The sequence below is a fragment of the Bradyrhizobium quebecense genome (assembly GCF_013373795.3).
Lineage (GTDB): Bacteria > Pseudomonadota > Alphaproteobacteria > Rhizobiales > Xanthobacteraceae > Bradyrhizobium > Bradyrhizobium quebecense.
The window spans coordinates 2,657,778-2,673,879 of the sequence record NZ_CP088022.1; the positions used below are offsets into that span (position 1 = coordinate 2,657,778).

Here is a 16,102-nt window from a genome sequence, read left to right on the forward strand (position 1 = left end):
TTCTCCTTGTTGTGGGATTTTGCTGCTTGGACAAACAATTCAAACAGCAGAGTTCGAACAATTGAAAACGTTTGAAAACGGCGAAGCGACGTCGCAGTTCCACCTGAGATAGGCGGCACTGGGTCGCAGTTGACACAGGGGTGTGTGAGGTTGGCCTTCGCGCGATTCGACTTGCGTAGGCCTATCCGCGTGGCGGCCGCCGGCGTTTCGCGGCGTGGCTTCGCGGCGAACGGGCCACGCGCGGCCGTAATCGGCTGGTAGCCTCGCGGCGCGGCTTTGCGGCCTGCGGCGGGCGTGCAAACTCCATCAGCATGCGCAGCGCTTCGACCACCGAGCGCTGCCGCACCGTGCTGCGACCGATCGCGCCAAATCGCTGCTCACGGTGAAGGATGCGGCCGTCGCGCGCGGCGACGGCGAAGTGCACCAGGCCGACCGGCTTGCCCGGCGTCGCGCCGCCGGGGCCCGCGATCCCGGTGATCGAGACCGCAAGGTCGACACCGGCCTTTTCCAGCGCGCCGATCGCCATCGCGGTCGCGGTTTCCTTGCTGACCGCGCCGAACGTCTCGAGCGTTGCCGCCTTGACGCCGAGCATCGCCCGCTTGGCCTCGTTCGAATAGGTGACGAAGCCACGATCGATCACGTCGGAAGAGCCGGGGATGTCGGTGAGCGCGCCGGCGACCAAGCCGCCGGTGCAGGACTCGGCGGTCGCGATGGTCAGCTTGCGCATCCGGCACAGGTCAAGCAGCGCGCGGGAGAGGGCACGAGCGTCGCTGCCGCCCATGTCAGGCACCCCAGCCTTTTTCGTCCCAACCTTTGTCGTCCCAAGGCAAACGGACCGTGGCGCTTGCGGTTGCTGCAATGCCTTCCTCACGGCCGGTGAAGCCGAGCCGCTCGCTGGTGGTGGCCTTGACCGCCACGCGCGAGATGTGAACGCCGGAGATCTCCGCGATCTTCGCCCGCATCGTATCACGCAGCGGCCCGATCTTCGGCCGCTCGCAGATCAGCGTCACTTCGAGATTGGCGATCCGGCCACCGCGCGCGGTGACGCGCTCGACGGCGTATTTCAGGAACTGGTCGGAGGAGGCGCCTTTCCACTTGGCGTCGCTCGGCGGGAAATGCGAGCCGATGTCGCCGTCGGCCAGCGCGCCGAGGATCGCGTCGACCAGCGCATGCAGCCCGACATCGCCGTCGGAATGGGCCAGGAATCCTTTGCTGTGCGGCACGCGCACACCGCAGATCATGACATGGTCGCCGTCGCCAAAGGCGTGCACGTCGTAGCCGGTGCCGGTCCTGATATCGCCGAGCTGGCTTGCGAGCCGCGCTTCCTCGCGCACGAAGTCTTCGGGTGTGGTGAGTTTCATGTTGGCAGCATCGCCTTCAAACGTCGCAACGGTCAATCCCGCCCATTCAGCAAGCGCGGCATCGTCGGTGAAATCGCTGCGGCCCTCGCGGGCCGCACGACGATGCGCCTCCAATATTACGTCGAAACGAAATGCCTGTGGTGTCTGCGCGATCCGCAAGCGGGCGCGCTCCGGCGTCGCCTCGACATCGCCGGTATCACCGGTGACCTTGATCGTGTCGGTGACGGGAATCACGGGGATCGCAGCACCGGTCCGGCCGGCCGCGGCGATCGCGCGCGAGATCACGGCCGCGGTGACGAAGGGGCGCGCGGCATCGTGGATCAGTACGATGTCGGGTTTCTCGCTGGCGAGCGCCTCGAGCCCGGCATGGACCGAGGCCTGCCGGGTCGCGCCGCCCGGCGTCGGCGGTTGATGGCGGAGGCCTGCGACCGCTTCATCGAACAGCGCCGCATCATCGGGATTGACCACCGGCTGCACCGCAAAAACGTCGGGGTGCCCGGAGAACGCCTCCATGGCGCGGTAGATCACCGTCTGTCCGCCGATCGTCCGATACTGCTTTGGTCCGCCTGCGCCGGCGCGCAGTCCACGGCCGGCTGCGACAAGGATGGCTGCGGTACGCTCAGGCTTCGACATGTTGAACCAGTGACAGACGAATCGGGGATGAGGGGAGCGGCGGGGACCGCCGCGCACAGCCCTTAGCATGACCGCTGCGCAAAAACAGAGCGTTTGCCGATGACTGTGGGAAAAGCAGATTTTGTTGCAGTGCACTTGCACAGGTGCTAGGAATGTCTAAACTGTAGGCATGAGCCTTGACTGCACAAGAATTGTGCGCAGAATAGACGGCGTCGGCTGCAATGGCGTGGCTGACAGAACGACGAGACGGCTGTGACCGGCGTGCAAAGTACTCCTCGTAACCCATTGAAGATAGGCGATATTGCTGTCGCCAACCGGGTTCTTCTCGCGCCCATGTCCGGCATCACCGACGCGCCCTTCCGGCGACTCGCCGCCACTTTGGGCGCCGGGCTGGTGGTCTCCGAGATGACCGCCAGCGACGATCTGGTGAACGGCAAGCCGATGTCGAAGCTGCGTTGTGAGGCAGCCGGGATCGGGCCGCATGTGGTTCAGCTCGCCGGCTGCGAGACCCATTGGATGGCGGAGGGCGCGCGGATCGCCGAGGGCGCCGGCGCCGACATCATCGATATCAACATGGGCTGCCCGGCGCGCCACGTGACCGGCGGCCAGTCAGGCTCGGCCCTGATGCGCGACCTCGACCACGCGGTGACGTTGATCGAGGCAACGCTGTCGGCGGTCAAGGTGCCGGTGACGCTGAAGATGCGGCTCGGCTGGGACGATCGCTCGCTCAATGCGCCCGAACTGGCGCGCCGCGCCGAGGCATCAGGCGTGCAGATGATCACCGTGCATGGCCGCACGCGTTGCCAGTTCTACAAGGGCGAGGCGAACTGGAGCGCGGTGCGCGCGGTCAAGGACGCCGTCACGATCCCGGTCGTGGTCAATGGCGACATCACCTCGTTCGACAAGGCGCTCGGCGCGCTGGAGATGTCGGGCGCCGACGCCGTCATGATCGGGCGCGGCGCGCAGGGGCAGCCTTGGCTGCCCGGCCAGATCGGCCGCCGGCTCGAGACCGGCATCGCCGAGGCTGCGCCGTCGCTTGCCGAGCAGCTCAAGCATGTTCGCGCGCTCTATGACGAGGTCTGCAGCCACTATGGCCTGCGTATCGGGCTCAGGCATGCGCGCAAGCATCTCGGCTGGGCGCTGGAGACTGCTGCGGCCTATAGCTGCGCGCCGGCGGCAACGCTGAAGACCTGGCGGCAGGCGATCCTGACCTCGGAGCAGCCGTCCAGCGTGCATCGCGCGCTCGAGGACGCCTATGACGACTTTGCCTGGAGTGCTGCCGCATGACGTCAGCCATGGAATTTCGCCGGCCCGTGCCCACCGATGGCGAGGCCATCCTCAATGCGCTACCCAATCCGGTGCTGCTGGTCGCACCCGACGGACGGATCGTCGATGCCAACATCGCCGCCGAATCCTTCTTCGAGATCTCGACGCAGTTCTTGCGCCGGCAGTCGCTGAAGGAGCTGGTGCCGTTCGGCAGCCCGCTGCTCGCGCTGATCGAGCAGGTGCGGGCGAGCGGCTCGCCGGTCAACGAATACAAGGTCGATCTCGGCACGCCGCGGATCGGCGGCGATCGCCAGGTCGACCTGCACGTCGCGCCGCTGACCGAGCGGCCCGGGCATATCGTGGTGATGCTGCAGGAGCGCACCATCGCCGACAAGATGGACCGCCAGCTCACCCATCGCAGCGCGGCGCGCTCGGTGATCGCGCTGGCCGCGATGCTCGCCCATGAGATCAAGAACCCGCTGTCCGGTATCCGCGGCGCCGCGCAGCTATTGGAGCAGCAGGCATCCTCCGAGGACCGGCTGCTGACGCGGCTGATCTGCGACGAGGCAGACCGCATCGTGACGCTGGTCGACCGCATGGAAGTGTTCGGCGACGACCGTCCGGTGGCGCGCGGCCCGGTCAACATCCATTCGGTGCTCGACCATGTGAAGCGGCTGGCGCAATCCGGCTTCGCCCGCAACGTCCGCTTCATCGAGGACTATGATCCGTCGCTGCCGCCGGTGCTGGCCAACCAGGACCAGCTGATCCAGGTGTTCCTCAACCTCGTGAAGAACGCCGCCGAAGCGGTTGCCGATCTCGGCACCGATGCGGAGATCCACCTCACCACGGCGTTCCGGCCCGGCGTGCGGCTGTCGGTGCCCGGCAAGAAATCGCGGGTCTCGCTGCCGCTGGAATTCTGCGTCAAGGACAACGGCTCAGGCGTGCCGGAAGACCTTTTGCCGAACCTGTTCGATCCCTTCGTCACCACCAAGCAGACCGGCAGCGGGCTCGGCCTCGCGCTGGTCGCCAAGATCGTCGGCGATCACGGCGGCATCATCGAATGCGAGTCGCAGCCGCGCAAGACCACATTCCGCGTGCTGATGCCGATGTACAGCGCCGCCAAGCAACACGATCACAGCAACCGCGATGACGTTCCGGGTACGTCCTCGCCTGCCTCTCAGGGCGCACGATGAGGAACAACAATGCCTGCAGGTAGCATACTTGTCGCTGACGACGACACCGCCATCCGGACCGTCCTGAACCAGGCGCTGTCGCGCGCCGGCTATGAGGTGCGCCTGACCGGTAACGCCGCCACGCTGTGGCGCTGGGTCAGCCAGGGCGAGGGCGATCTCGTCATCACCGACGTGGTGATGCCCGACGAGAACGCGTTCGACCTGCTGCCGCGGATCAAGAAGATGCGGCCGAACCTGCCTGTCATCGTGATGAGTGCGCAGAACACCTTCATGACCGCGATCCGCGCCTCCGAGCGCGGCGCCTATGAATATCTGCCGAAGCCGTTCGACCTGAAGGAGCTGATCACCATCGTCGGCCGCGCGCTGGCCGAGCCGAAGGAACGGGTCTCCAGTCCCGCTGACGACGGCGAGTTCGACTCGATCCCGCTGGTCGGCCGCTCCCCGGCGATGCAGGAGATCTACCGCGTGCTGGCGCGGCTGATGCAGACCGATCTCACCGTGATGATCTCGGGCGAGTCAGGCACCGGCAAGGAGCTGGTCGCCCGCGCGCTGCACGACTACGGCCGGCGCCGCAACGGCCCGTTCGTCGCGGTCAACATGGCGGCGATCCCGCGCGATCTGATCGAATCCGAATTGTTCGGCCATGAGCGCGGTGCGTTCACCGGCGCCAACACCCGCGCCTCCGGCCGCTTCGAGCAGGCCGAGGGCGGCACGCTGTTCCTCGACGAGATCGGCGACATGCCGATGGAGGCGCAGACCCGTCTGCTCCGCGTGCTGCAGCAGGGCGAATACACCACCGTCGGCGGCCGCACGCCGATCAAGACCGACGTGCGCATCGTCGCGGCCTCCAACAAGGACCTGCGCATCCTGATCCAGCAGGGCCTGTTCCGCGAGGATCTGTTCTTCCGCCTCAACGTGGTGCCGCTGCGGCTGCCGCCGCTGCGCGAGCGGATCGAGGATCTGCCCGACCTGATCCGGCACTTCTTCTCGCTCGCCGAGAAGGACGGTCTGCCGCCGAAGAAGCTCGACGCCCAGGCGCTGGAGCGGCTCAAGCAGCACCGCTGGCCGGGTAACGTCCGCGAGCTGGAAAACCTCGCCCGGCGGCTCGCCGCGCTCTATCCGCAGGACGTCATCACCGCCTCCGTCATCGACGGCGAGCTGGCGCCGCCGGCCGTCACCTCGGGCAGCACCGCGACCGTTGGCGTCGACAATCTCGGCGGTGCCGTGGAGGCCTATCTGTCCTCGCACTTCTCCGGTTTCCCGAACGGCGTGCCGCCGCCGGGCCTCTACCACCGCATCCTGAAGGAGATCGAGATCCCGCTTCTGACCGCCGCGCTGGCGGCGACCCGCGGCAACCAGATCCGGGCCGCCGACCTGCTCGGATTGAACCGCAATACGTTGCGCAAGAAGATCCGCGACCTCGATATCCAGGTGTACCGGAGCGGGGGCTAGGGCTGACGGGACGGGGCGCGAGCCTCGCCACCGTTTTTGAGTAGTCACAAATGGTTTTGAGGACACGGCGCCGCAACGGGGTTTGCGCCGTGGAAATGTCGTAATTCGGCAACATTGTGATATGATTGCATCAGTTCGCAATTCCCGCGGGCTATCGCACTCAGCTCAATTGCCGGTATGACCAGCGCAGAGACCACCGCTTCGACGTTACACGCGCCCCCGGCCGAGCCCAATTCGGAGGCGCGGGGCTTCCCGCTGCGGCGCTGGCTGGCGCCGTTCGCCGTGGCTATCGCGCTGCTGTCAGCCTTCCTGACCTTCGTGGTGCTGACCGGCCTGACCCCGATCGAGCCGACCTCAGACGTCGTCCGCTCCTTCCTGATGATCAACGCCGCCACGATCCTGCTGCTGGTCGGCATCATCGTCCGGGAAGTCTGGCAGATGGTGCAGGCGAGGCGGCGCGGCCGGGCGGCAGCACGGCTGCACGTGCAGATCGTCGGCCTGTTCTCGGTGATCGCGGTCTTGCCCGCCGTGCTGGTGTCGATCGTCGCCAATGTCACCATCGAGCGCGGCCTCGACCGGCTGTTCTCGGGTCCCACCAAGCAGGTGATCCAGAACTCGCTGACGATCGCCAGCGCCTACATGCAGGAGCACGCGCAGCTCATCAACGGCGACACGCTGGCGATGGCCAACGATCTCGCCCATGCACGTCCGCTCTACGACCAGGATCGCATGACGTTCCTGCAACTCCTGACCGCCGGCGCCGAGGCGCGCAATTTGCCGGTCGCGGTTCTGATGGACAAGGATGGCAAGATCGTCGCCAGCGCGGAAACCGGCGTTCGCTTCAACTATGAAGCGCCGCCACCCGACATCCTCAAGGACATCAACGAGACCGAGCCGAAGATCTCGGTCTTTCCCGAAAACTACGTCGCCTCCGTGGTCCGCCTGCGGGCCTATGACGACATGTTCCTGTATGTGGCGCGTCTGCTCGATCCGGCTGTCGTCGCCCAGCTCAAGCAGACCCAGACCAGCGCCGCCGAATACGCCCAGCTCGAGACCCGCCGGCTGGGCATCCAGGTGGCGTTCGCGCTGATGTTCGCGGTGATCGCGCTGACCATCCTGATGGCTTCGGTGCTGATCGGCCTGAATTTCGCCAACGGGCTGGTGTCGCCGATCCGCCAGCTGATGGGCGCCGCGAGCGAGGTCTCGACCGGCAACCTCAATGTCCAGGTGCCGGTCCACAAATCGGCAAGCGACCTCGCGATGCTCGGCGAAATCTTCAACAAGATGACCCAGGAGCTGCGCACCCAGCGCAATGAGCTGGTCGACGCCAGCGAGACCATCGACAGCCGCCGGCGCTTCATCGAGGCGGTGCTGTCGTCGGCTAGCGCGGGGATCATCGGGGTCGACGCCTCCGGCACCATCGGCGTGCTCAATCGCTCGGCGGAGAAGCTGATCGGGCATGCCGAGTCGGAGACGCTCGGCCATCCGCTCTCGGACGTGCTGCCGGAGCTCGACGAGATGATGAAGACCGCACGCGAGGGCACCCAGCGCCTGGTGCAGGGGCAGGTCACGATCCTGCGCGACGGCAATGAGCGCAATCTGTCGGTTCGCGTCTCCGCCGAGCAGACCAGCCAGTCCCGCGACAGCTACATCATCACGCTCGACGACATCACCGAACTGGTCTCCGCGCAGCGCACCTCGGCCTGGGGCGACGTCGCCCGCCGCATCGCCCACGAGATCAAGAACCCGCTGACCCCGATCCAGCTCTCGGCCGAGCGCATTCGCCGCAAGTTCGGCAAGACCATCACCGAGGAGAAGGACAAGTCGATCTTCGAGCAGTGCACCGACACGATCGTGCGCCAGGTCGACGACATCAGGCGCATGGTCGACGAGTTCTCGCGCTTCGCGCGGATGCCGAAGCCCGTGATGGAAGGCGAGGACGTCGCCGACGTGGTGCGTCAGGCGGTGTTCCTGATGAAGGTCGCGCATCCCGATCTCGACATCGAGGCCGACATCAAGCAGTCGCCGCTGCCGGCACAGTTCGACCGCAGGCTGATCTCGCAGGCGCTGACCAACATCATCAAGAACGCGACCGAGGCGATCGAGCAGGTCCCGCGCGAGGAGCTCGGCAAGGGCCGCATCGATGTCGTGGCGCAGCGCGAAGGCGACGACATCCTGATCGATGTCGTCGACAACGGCATCGGCCTGCCCAAGGTCGCCCGTGCGCGCCTGCTCGAGCCCTATGTCACGACGCGTGCGAAGGGCACCGGCCTTGGACTTGCGATCGTCGGTCGCGTTCTGGAGGACCATGGCGGTCGCATCGAGCTCAAGGACGCGTCCGATTTCCGCGAGGGCCAGCGCGGTGCCTGGATGCGGCTGCGCTTTTCCGTCACGGGCCAGGCGGCCAAACCGGAGAGCAAGGAACAAAAGCCGGACGTGAAATCATCCGACCCCGACAGCGAAAAAAATCCGCCGCAAGAGCCGACCAACGGCCCGGCACAGGCGACCAACAATGAACCAAAGATCCAACGACCAATCCAAGAACCCGATCAGCAAGAACCAAATAACCAAGAGCCAAATGCACAAGAGCCAAGAAGCCAACAGCCAAGAATCAAAGCCGCGACGGGCGACTGACAACGCAGGTGTAACCCATGGCAAGTGACATTCTGATTGTCGACGACGAAGCTGACATTCGTGACCTCGTTGCGGGTATCCTGGACGATGAGGGGTTCTCCACGCGCACCGCGCGCGACAGCGATTCGGCGCTTGCCGAGATCGCCAACCGCCGCCCGAACCTGGTCTTCCTCGACATCTGGCTGCAGGGCTCCAAGCTCGACGGCCTGCAACTGCTCGAGCAGATCAAGAAGGACAATGCCGATCTGCCGGTCGTGATGATCTCCGGCCACGGCAACATCGAAACCGCCGTCGCGGCGATCAAGCGCGGCGCCTATGACTTCATCGAGAAGCCGTTCAAGTCTGACCGGCTGATCCTGGTCGCGACCCGCGCGCTGGAGACCTCGCGGCTCAAGCGCGAGGTGAAGGAGCTCAAGCAACTGGCGCCGGCCGCGAGCGTCCTGACCGGCCGCTCGGCCTGCATGAACCAGCTGCGCCAGACCATCGACCGCGCCGCCAAGGCCAACAGCCGTATCCTGATCGTCGGTCCCTCCGGCGCCGGCAAGGAGCTGGCCGCGCGCACGCTGCATCATGCCTCCGGGCGCGCCGAGGGGCCGTTCGTGGTGATCAATGCGGCCGCGATCACGCCGGAGCGCATGGAGATCGAGCTGTTCGGCATCGAGGGATCGAACGGCGAGCAGCAGCGCAAGGCCGGCGCGCTCGAGGAAGCGCATGGCGGCACGCTGTTCATCGACGAGATCGCGGACATGCCGCGCGAGACCCAGAACAAGATCCTGCGCGTGCTGGTCGATCAAACCTTCCAGCGCCAGGGCGGCACCGGCAAGGTCCATGTCGACGTCCGCATCATCTCCTCGACCGCGCGCAACCTCGAGGAGGAAATCGCGGCAGGGCGTTTCCGCGAGGATCTCTATCATCGTCTCTCGGTGGTGCCGATCCGGGTGCCGCCACTGTCGGAGCGCCGTGAGGATATCCCCGAGCTGATCGACTATTTCATGGACCAGATCTCGGCGGCCACCGGCCTGCCGAAGCGGCAGATCGGACAGGACGCGATGGCCGTGCTGCAATCGCATGTCTGGCCGGGCAACGTCCGCCAGCTCCGCAATAATGTCGAGCGCGTGATGATCCTGGCCGGCGGCGGCCCGGAGGCGATCATTACCGCCGATATGCTGCCGCAGGACGTCGGCTCCATGGTGCCGGCGATGCCGACCTCCAACAATGGCGAGCACATCATGGGCTTGCCGCTGCGCGAGGCGCGTGAGGTGTTCGAGCGCGATTATCTGATCGCCCAGATCAGCCGCTTCTCCGGCAACATCTCGCGCACCGCGGAGTTCGTCGGCATGGAGCGCTCAGCACTGCATCGCAAGCTGAAGGCGCTCGGGGTCGGCTGACGCTCGGGGTCGGCTGAACCTCGATCAGCCTCGGCCGGCAATCGCCGGCGGCTTGGTGCGAAGCCTCGGCGGTCACCCGCCGGGGACGCAGGGCCAGGCTCGGGTCCGGGTGGGCCGGCCAGCGAGGCGAGGGCGGGGCCGGTACAACCGGGGGATTTATCCACTCTCCACGAGAATATTCGTCTCTTTCCCTGCACTTTCTTAGAATTGCCACCGTGTTCCTACCGACTGCACCGCGAACCGGCTTGCCTAAAAACCGCGCGTGGCCTCTAATCCTACCGCTACGCCTGCCAGAGGGGGATCTCAGGGCAGGTGGGCGACCGGAGGAGGCTCCGTTAGAGAGCCGCAACCGGTTCAATAAAAAGAAGCACAAGCTTGCGGGACAAAAACAATGGCGGCAGACCGCGCACAAAATCTACAAGACACCTTCCTTAATCATGTTCGTAAAACAAAAACGCCACTGACGATATTTCTGGTCAACGGGGTAAAGCTGCAGGGCATTGTCACATGGTTCGACAATTTCTGCTTGCTGCTGCGGCGCGACGGTCACTCGCAGCTTGTCTACAAGCACGCGATCTCGACCATCATGCCCGGCGCTCCGATTCAGCTGTTCGAAGGTGGTGAGGACGCACCGGCTTGAGAGTGAACTGATTGGAACCCTTCAATCCTGAAGGGGGCGTCGACCGGACCAAGTCTAGGCCCGGGTCGGCGGGGGACTTGAGCACCGGGCGGGTGATCGTCATCGGCCCGTACCTGCGCATGCGCCGTGGCGACGGCGATGCGCAAACGGATTCCTCTGTCCGCGACTACGAAGCGCGGATCGAGGAAGCCGCCGGCCTCGCCGGTGCGATCGACCTCACTGTGGTGGAATCCGTCGTCGCGCCGATCAGCCAGATCCGGCCCGCGACCTATCTCGGCAAGGGCAAGGTCGAGGAGATCAACGGCCTCGTCGCCGGCGACAAGGTCGAGCTCGTGGTGATGGATTGCGCGTTGTCGCCGATCCAGCAGCGCAACCTCGAGAAGGCCTGGAGCACCAAGGTGCTCGACCGCACCGGCCTGATCCTGGAAATCTTCGGCCGCCGCGCCAAGACCAAGGAAGGCGCGCTGCAGGTCGAGCTTGCCCATCTCAATTACCAGCGCAGCCGCCTGGTGCGGTCGTGGACCCATCTCGAACGCCAGCGCGGCGGCTTCGGCTTCATGGGCGGTCCGGGCGAGACCCAGATCGAGGCCGACCGCCGCCTGATTGGCGATCGCATCACGCGGCTTGAGAACGAGCTGAAGAAGGTGCAGGCGACGCGGCGGTTGCATCGCGCCGGACGCCAGCGCGTGCCGTACCGCGTGGTGGCGCTGGTCGGCTACACCAATGCCGGCAAATCAACCCTGTTCAACCGCCTGACGCGCGCCGACGTGCAGGCCGCGGACATGCTGTTTGCGACGCTCGACCCGACCCTGCGCGCGCTCAACCTGCCGCATGGCGGCAAGGCGATGCTGTCGGACACGGTCGGCTTCATCTCCAATCTGCCGACCCAGCTGGTGGCCGCGTTCCGCGCCACGCTGGAGGAGGTGCTGGAAGCCGACATCATCCTGCATGTCCGCGACATCTCCCATGAGGATGCGGAGGCGCAGGAGCGCGACGTCGAGGCGGTGCTGCACCAGCTCGGCATCGATCCCGACGCCGATGGCGGCCAGCGCATCATCGAGGTCTGGAACAAGATCGATCGCTTCGATCCGGAGGAACGGGACAATCTGCGCAACATCGCCGCGCGCCGGCCGCCGGAGCGGCCGTGCTTCCTGGTCTCGGCCGTCACAGGCGAGGGGATCAATGAGCTCTTGACCGCGATCGAGGATCGCCTCGCGGCCAAGCGCATCACGCTCAATCTTTCGATCGATGCCTCCGACGGCGCCGGCATCAGCTGGCTGCATCGCAATGCCGAGGTCCTGAACAAGGAGCTCAATGGCGAGCGCTTCGACATGACGGTGCGGGTCGACGAGACCAAGCGCGACATCGTCATGTCACGATTCGATGCTCTGCCGCACGGGATGTAGCGTCCCGGGAATCCGCGGCGGCAAGGGGGATCGATGTTCAACCGTCGAACATTTCTCGGCGGCGGCCTGGCGAGCGCTGCGGTCGCAGGGATCGCAAAGCGTGGGGATGCCGACAACGCTGCTTTCGTCGACGCACCCGCGCTCCGGCCGGTTCTTGCGCGTCCGGACCGCATGTTTCGTGTCACCGTCTGCCTGCGTCCGTTCCGCGCTGCCGGTCCGCGCATCGAAGCGGAATGGATCGACGGCAAATATGTCGTCCACAATTACGGACACGGCGGCAGCGGCTGGTCGCTGTCCTGGGGCGCCGCGCAGGAGGCCGTGCCGCTCGCCCTGCAATTGAGCGCGCGCAACGTTGCCGTCCTCGGCGCCGGCGCGATCGGTCTGACGACGGCGATCACCGCCCAGAGGATGGGCGCGACCGTCACGATCTACGCCAAGGAGCGCTTCCCGCAGGTGCGCTCGGCGCGTGCGACCGGGGACTGGTCGCCGGATTCGCGTATCGCGATGGAAGCAGACGTCACGCCGGACTTTGCCGACCGCTGGGAGCGGATGGCGCGCACGACCTTTGCCACCCATCAAAGCTATCTCGGCCTTGCCGGCAATCCGATCGAATGGACCGATCGCTATTTGCTGTCCGACGATGCACCTGATGCCGACGGCCGTCCGCACAGGCGCCAGCATGCCGCGGGCGACGGCTCGAGGAAATTCCTCGAATTGCGCGGCCGGGTCAGGTCGCTCACGCCACGATGGGATTTGCTGGCCGCCGGATCAAATCCGTTTCCCGCACCATACGCGTGGAAAAGCGCCTCGCTCACCTACAACGTCACGGATCTCTACCGTCAGCTCGAAGCTGAGTTTCAGCGCGCCGGCGGGCTGTTCGTGCCGATCGAACTGCACACGCCGTCCGATCTTTCGAAGATCCGCGAAACCGTCATTGTCAACTGCGCCGGCTACGGCGCCCGTGCGTTGTTTCGTGACGAGAGCATCGTTCCGGTGCGCGGCCAGATCGCCTGGCTCATTCCTCAGCCGGATGTCAATTACGGCGTCTTCTACCGTAACCTCAGCGTCCTCGGCCGACGCGACGGCATCGTCGTCCAGCCGGTCGGCGACAACGACTATTTCGGCTTCAACGACGACAACGAAACGCCGGATCTTGCCGCCGCGCGCCAGGCGGTGGACGACGCCGCGAAACTGTTCAGCCGGGCCTGATCGGCCCTCCGGCACGGCACCTCGCAATCTCCCGAAATGTGACGGCGCCGTGACGCGGCCTCGCTCGACCGCGCCTGCGACGTGCCGCCGCACTTTCTGTTTGAAATCTGCGCCGCCTTGGTTCATTGCGCTGCTGGACGCAAAGCCGAGGCGGATCGATGCAGGACACCAGCGAAACCATCACCCACGACACGCTCGCCGGCCAGAACGGGGACCTTGCCCATGTGCGGGCGCCCGAGATCGTCGATGCCCTCAATGCCTGGGAGCCGGCGGATGCGGCGAAGCTGCTGCAATCGCTGCCGGCCGAGAAGGCGATCGAGGTGCTCGACCTGCCCGGGCTCGACAACACCTGCGAGATCCTGGCCGAGCTGCCGAAGGACACGGCGGTGTCGCTGCTGTCGGGCGTTTCCGACGACCGCGCCGCCGACATCTTCAAGGAACTGGTCGAGCCGCTGCGCACCACGCTGCTGAACGGCCTCAATCCGGATACCCGCAACGTCATCTCCGGGCTGCTGGCCTATCCCGAACGCAGCGCCGGCAGCATCATGACGACCGAATTCGTCAGCGTGCCCTCGAACTGGACCATCGCCGAGGTCCTGCATCACATCCGGATGGTCGAGCGCACCCGCGAGACCGTCTACTCGATCTTCGTGATCGACCCGATCAAGAAGACGCTGATCCAGGCGGTGCCGCTGCGCCGCCTGATCTCGGCCGACCCGCATGCCAATGTGCTCACCGCGGCACCGGCGCGGAAGCCGCTGATGATCTCGCCGGAGGCCGACCGCATGGAGGCGGCGCGGCTGATCTCGCGCTACGATCTGCTCGCGGTCGCCGTCGTCGACGGCCCCGGTCATATCCTCGGCATCGTCACGGTCGACGACGTCATCGACGCCATCGTCGAGGAATCGACCGAGGACGCCCAGAAGTTCGGCGGCATGGAAGCGATCGATGAGCCTTATCTGCGGATCGGCTTCCTCGAAATGATCAAGAAGCGCGGCGGCTGGCTGTGCGCGCTGTTCCTCTCGGAAATGCTGACCGCAACGGCGATGCAGTCGTACCAGAGCGAGCTCGAGAAGGCGATCGTCCTGACGCTGTTCATCCCGTTGATCATGAGCTCCGGCGGCAATTCCGGCTCCCAGGCTACCTCGCTCCTGATCCGATCGCTGGCGTTGCATGAGGTGCGGCTGCGCGACTGGTGGCGCGTCGCCTTGCGCGAACTGCCGACCGGAATCGTGCTCGGCTCCATTCTGGGGGTGATCGGCATCGTCAGGATCACGCTCTGGCAGACGCTTGGCCTGTTCGACTACGGCCCGCATTGGATGCTGGTGGCCATGACCGTCGGCGCCGCGCTGGTCGGCATCGTCACCTTCGGCTCGCTGTCCGGATCGATGCTGCCGTTCATCCTTAAACGCATCGGTTTCGATCCTGCGAGCGCGTCCGCGCCCTTCGTCGCGACGCTGGTCGACGTCACCGGCCTCGTGATCTATTTCGGCGTTGCTGCCGTGATCCTGCATGGGACGCTGTTGTAGGGCGTGTCCACCGCCACGAGTCGCCGCCGCGAAACGGCAGCGATGGAGCCGAAACGTCTCCAAAACCTGACGACATCCGAATTGTTCGTGGAAGGCGGTAGTCTCGTGAACCAAGGAAAAGGTTCATGGCCCACGGCGAAAATAATTACCTTGCAGCTCCCGGCGCGCAGCGGGAGGATTTGCATGGCCGGGCCGTCCACGAGATCGCGCAAAGTCGAGAGCATGGATCGTTGGAAGGCTGGTCTCTGAACTAGGCAGGTCCAGTCCGGCTCGATAGCGACTGGTCGCCTCTCAGGAATTCCTCAATCGTTGCGTTTGAACAGGAGGAACTTCCATGTATCTCAAATCAAGTTTTCTTTTCGCGGTCGTTCTCGCAGGGATCGCTGCCGTATTAGGCACTGCAACACGTGCGGCCGAGCCGGCGGCCCGGATCACCATCCTGTACGATGCGTTCGGTACCGACGCCGCGATGACAAAGGATTGGGGCTTCTCCGCCCTCGTTGAAGTCGGCGGAAAGCGCATCCTGTTCGATACCGGGGACAACGCGACGATCTTCGCGGCCAATGTCAAGGCAAAGGATGTGGACCTCACCAAGCTCGATTTCGTCGTGTTGTCTCACCGGCACTCAGATCACATGGCGGGCCTGAGCTATGTCTTAGGCGTCAATCCAAAGATCAAGATTTATGCCCCCAAGGAGGGATTTGGCATCTACGGCTCGTCGCTGCCGTCGAGCTTCTACCGCAAGGACGAGTCGTTGCCGCCGGAGATGAGGTACTATGACGGCAAGCCACCAGAGATCATGAAATTCGGTGCTGCCTGGGCGGATGCCAACTTCGAGTTGATCGACCAAACGACCGAAATCGCACCTGGCATTACACTCATAGCTCTGATTTCAGATCTGCCGGGAACGAAGGAGCTCAAGGAACTGTCCCTGGCGGTGAATACTGCAGATGGAATCGTGCTCGTGGTTGGCTGCTCGCATCCTGGAATCGAGCGCATCGTCGAGGCTGCGGCAGCAATCAACCCCAGGATTCGGCTGATCGCCGGAGGCTTCCACCTGGTCACCGCCCCTGACGAGGTGATCACGAAAGTGACGGCCGCGCTGCAAGACCGTTTCAAGGTCGAAAGCATCGCCCCCGGACACTGCACCGGCGAGCCAACATTCGCTGCCCTGAAGAAGGCATTTGGCGACAAGTACATTTATGCCGGCGCCGGCACGTCAATTGCTATCGGTGCCGAAGGAAGTTCGAACATGAAGCGCGGCGAGGGAATGACCCCCGACGACCTCAGGGTCTATCGCAAGCTGGCGGTCCGGAATGATCCGTTCGGTGTCATGCGCGCGCAAGCCCGACGGGCTGGAGCAGATCTCTAGGCGGAGTTTCGAGGCGCGC

12 protein-coding genes are annotated in these 16,102 nt (G+C 65.0%); 10 read left to right on the forward strand and 2 right to left on the reverse strand.

What is annotated here, in order from left to right:
- Nucleotides 1-181: 181 nt before the first annotated feature.
- Together HU230_RS12760 and HU230_RS12765 are read right to left on the reverse strand one after the other, a co-directional pair.
- A complete protein-coding gene (locus HU230_RS12760; protein WP_176531359.1) occupies nucleotides 182-781 on the reverse strand; it encodes a CinA family protein in 600 nt (199 codons plus the stop codon).
- Between the two features lies 1 nt (nucleotide 782).
- Complete coding sequence (locus tag HU230_RS12765) at nucleotides 783-1,994, reverse strand: bifunctional 2-C-methyl-D-erythritol 4-phosphate cytidylyltransferase/2-C-methyl-D-erythritol 2,4-cyclodiphosphate synthase (RefSeq protein WP_176531358.1); 1,212 nt, start codon at nucleotides 1,992-1,994, stop codon at nucleotides 783-785.
- A gap of 285 nt (nucleotides 1,995-2,279) precedes the next feature.
- Between HU230_RS12765 and dusB the strand changes: the two genes are divergently transcribed.
- From dusB to HU230_RS12815, 10 genes are all read left to right on the forward strand, one after another.
- Complete coding sequence (dusB, locus tag HU230_RS12770; RefSeq protein ID WP_176531357.1) at nucleotides 2,280-3,281, forward strand: tRNA dihydrouridine synthase DusB; 1,002 nt, start codon at nucleotides 2,280-2,282, stop codon at nucleotides 3,279-3,281.
- Nucleotides 3,278-4,453: a two-component system sensor histidine kinase NtrB gene (locus HU230_RS12775; protein WP_176531356.1), complete on the forward strand. Its 1,176-nt coding sequence runs from the start codon at nucleotides 3,278-3,280 to the stop codon at nucleotides 4,451-4,453. The genes dusB and HU230_RS12775 overlap by 4 nt, the downstream gene beginning before the upstream one ends.
- A 9-nt stretch (nucleotides 4,454-4,462) precedes the next feature.
- Nucleotides 4,463-5,905 carry a nitrogen regulation protein NR(I) gene (gene ntrC, locus HU230_RS12780; RefSeq protein ID WP_021079341.1) on the forward strand — a complete coding sequence of 481 codons (1,443 nt, stop codon included), beginning with the start codon at nucleotides 4,463-4,465 and terminating at the stop codon, nucleotides 5,903-5,905.
- A gap of 177 nt (nucleotides 5,906-6,082) precedes the next feature.
- Nucleotides 6,083-8,539 (forward strand): sensor histidine kinase NtrY-like, encoded by a 2,457-nt coding sequence (locus tag HU230_RS12785; RefSeq protein WP_176531355.1) that lies wholly within the window; start codon nucleotides 6,083-6,085, stop codon nucleotides 8,537-8,539.
- A gap of 17 nt (nucleotides 8,540-8,556) precedes the next feature.
- The gene (gene ntrX / locus HU230_RS12790) at nucleotides 8,557-9,927 is read left to right on the forward strand and encodes a nitrogen assimilation response regulator NtrX (protein WP_028331957.1); all 1,371 of its coding nucleotides are present in this window, start codon (nucleotides 8,557-8,559) and stop codon (nucleotides 9,925-9,927) included.
- A gap of 391 nt (nucleotides 9,928-10,318) precedes the next feature.
- Entirely contained in the window at nucleotides 10,319-10,567 is a 249-nt protein-coding gene (gene hfq / locus HU230_RS12795; protein ID WP_006020546.1) for an RNA chaperone Hfq, read from the forward strand.
- A gap of 11 nt (nucleotides 10,568-10,578) precedes the next feature.
- A complete protein-coding gene (gene hflX, locus HU230_RS12800) occupies nucleotides 10,579-11,973 on the forward strand; it encodes a GTPase HflX (RefSeq protein ID WP_420840860.1) in 1,395 nt (464 codons plus the stop codon).
- A 33-nt stretch (nucleotides 11,974-12,006) separates the two neighbouring features.
- Nucleotides 12,007-13,182: an FAD-dependent oxidoreductase gene (locus HU230_RS12805; protein ID WP_176531353.1), complete on the forward strand. Its 1,176-nt coding sequence runs from the start codon at nucleotides 12,007-12,009 to the stop codon at nucleotides 13,180-13,182.
- A gap of 158 nt (nucleotides 13,183-13,340) precedes the next feature.
- Nucleotides 13,341-14,711 (forward strand): magnesium transporter, encoded by a 1,371-nt coding sequence (gene mgtE, locus HU230_RS12810; protein WP_176531352.1) that lies wholly within the window; start codon nucleotides 13,341-13,343, stop codon nucleotides 14,709-14,711.
- 334 nt (nucleotides 14,712-15,045) lie between these two features.
- A complete protein-coding gene (locus tag HU230_RS12815) occupies nucleotides 15,046-16,083 on the forward strand; it encodes an MBL fold metallo-hydrolase (protein WP_176531351.1) in 1,038 nt (345 codons plus the stop codon).
- The last annotated feature ends 19 nt before the right edge of the window (nucleotides 16,084-16,102 follow it).

Coding starts and splice junctions, on each gene's coding strand:
- ntrX (WP_028331957.1), top strand. CDS start 8,557: ATGGCAAGTGACATTCTGATTGTCGACGACGAAGCTGACATTCGTGAC.
- HU230_RS12805 (WP_176531353.1), top strand. CDS start 12,007: ATGTTCAACCGTCGAACATTTCTCGGCGGCGGCCTGGCGAGCGCTGCG.
- HU230_RS12815 (WP_176531351.1), top strand. CDS start 15,046: ATGTATCTCAAATCAAGTTTTCTTTTCGCGGTCGTTCTCGCAGGGATC.
- hfq (WP_006020546.1), top strand. CDS start 10,319: ATGGCGGCAGACCGCGCACAAAATCTACAAGACACCTTCCTTAATCAT.
- HU230_RS12785 (WP_176531355.1), top strand. CDS start 6,083: ATGACCAGCGCAGAGACCACCGCTTCGACGTTACACGCGCCCCCGGCC.
- mgtE (WP_176531352.1), top strand. CDS start 13,341: ATGCAGGACACCAGCGAAACCATCACCCACGACACGCTCGCCGGCCAG.
- ntrC (WP_021079341.1), top strand. CDS start 4,463: ATGCCTGCAGGTAGCATACTTGTCGCTGACGACGACACCGCCATCCGG.
- HU230_RS12765 (WP_176531358.1), bottom strand. CDS start 1,994: ATGTCGAAGCCTGAGCGTACCGCAGCCATCCTTGTCGCAGCCGGCCGT.
- HU230_RS12775 (WP_176531356.1), top strand. CDS start 3,278: ATGACGTCAGCCATGGAATTTCGCCGGCCCGTGCCCACCGATGGCGAG.
- HU230_RS12760 (WP_176531359.1), bottom strand. CDS start 781: ATGGGCGGCAGCGACGCTCGTGCCCTCTCCCGCGCGCTGCTTGACCTG.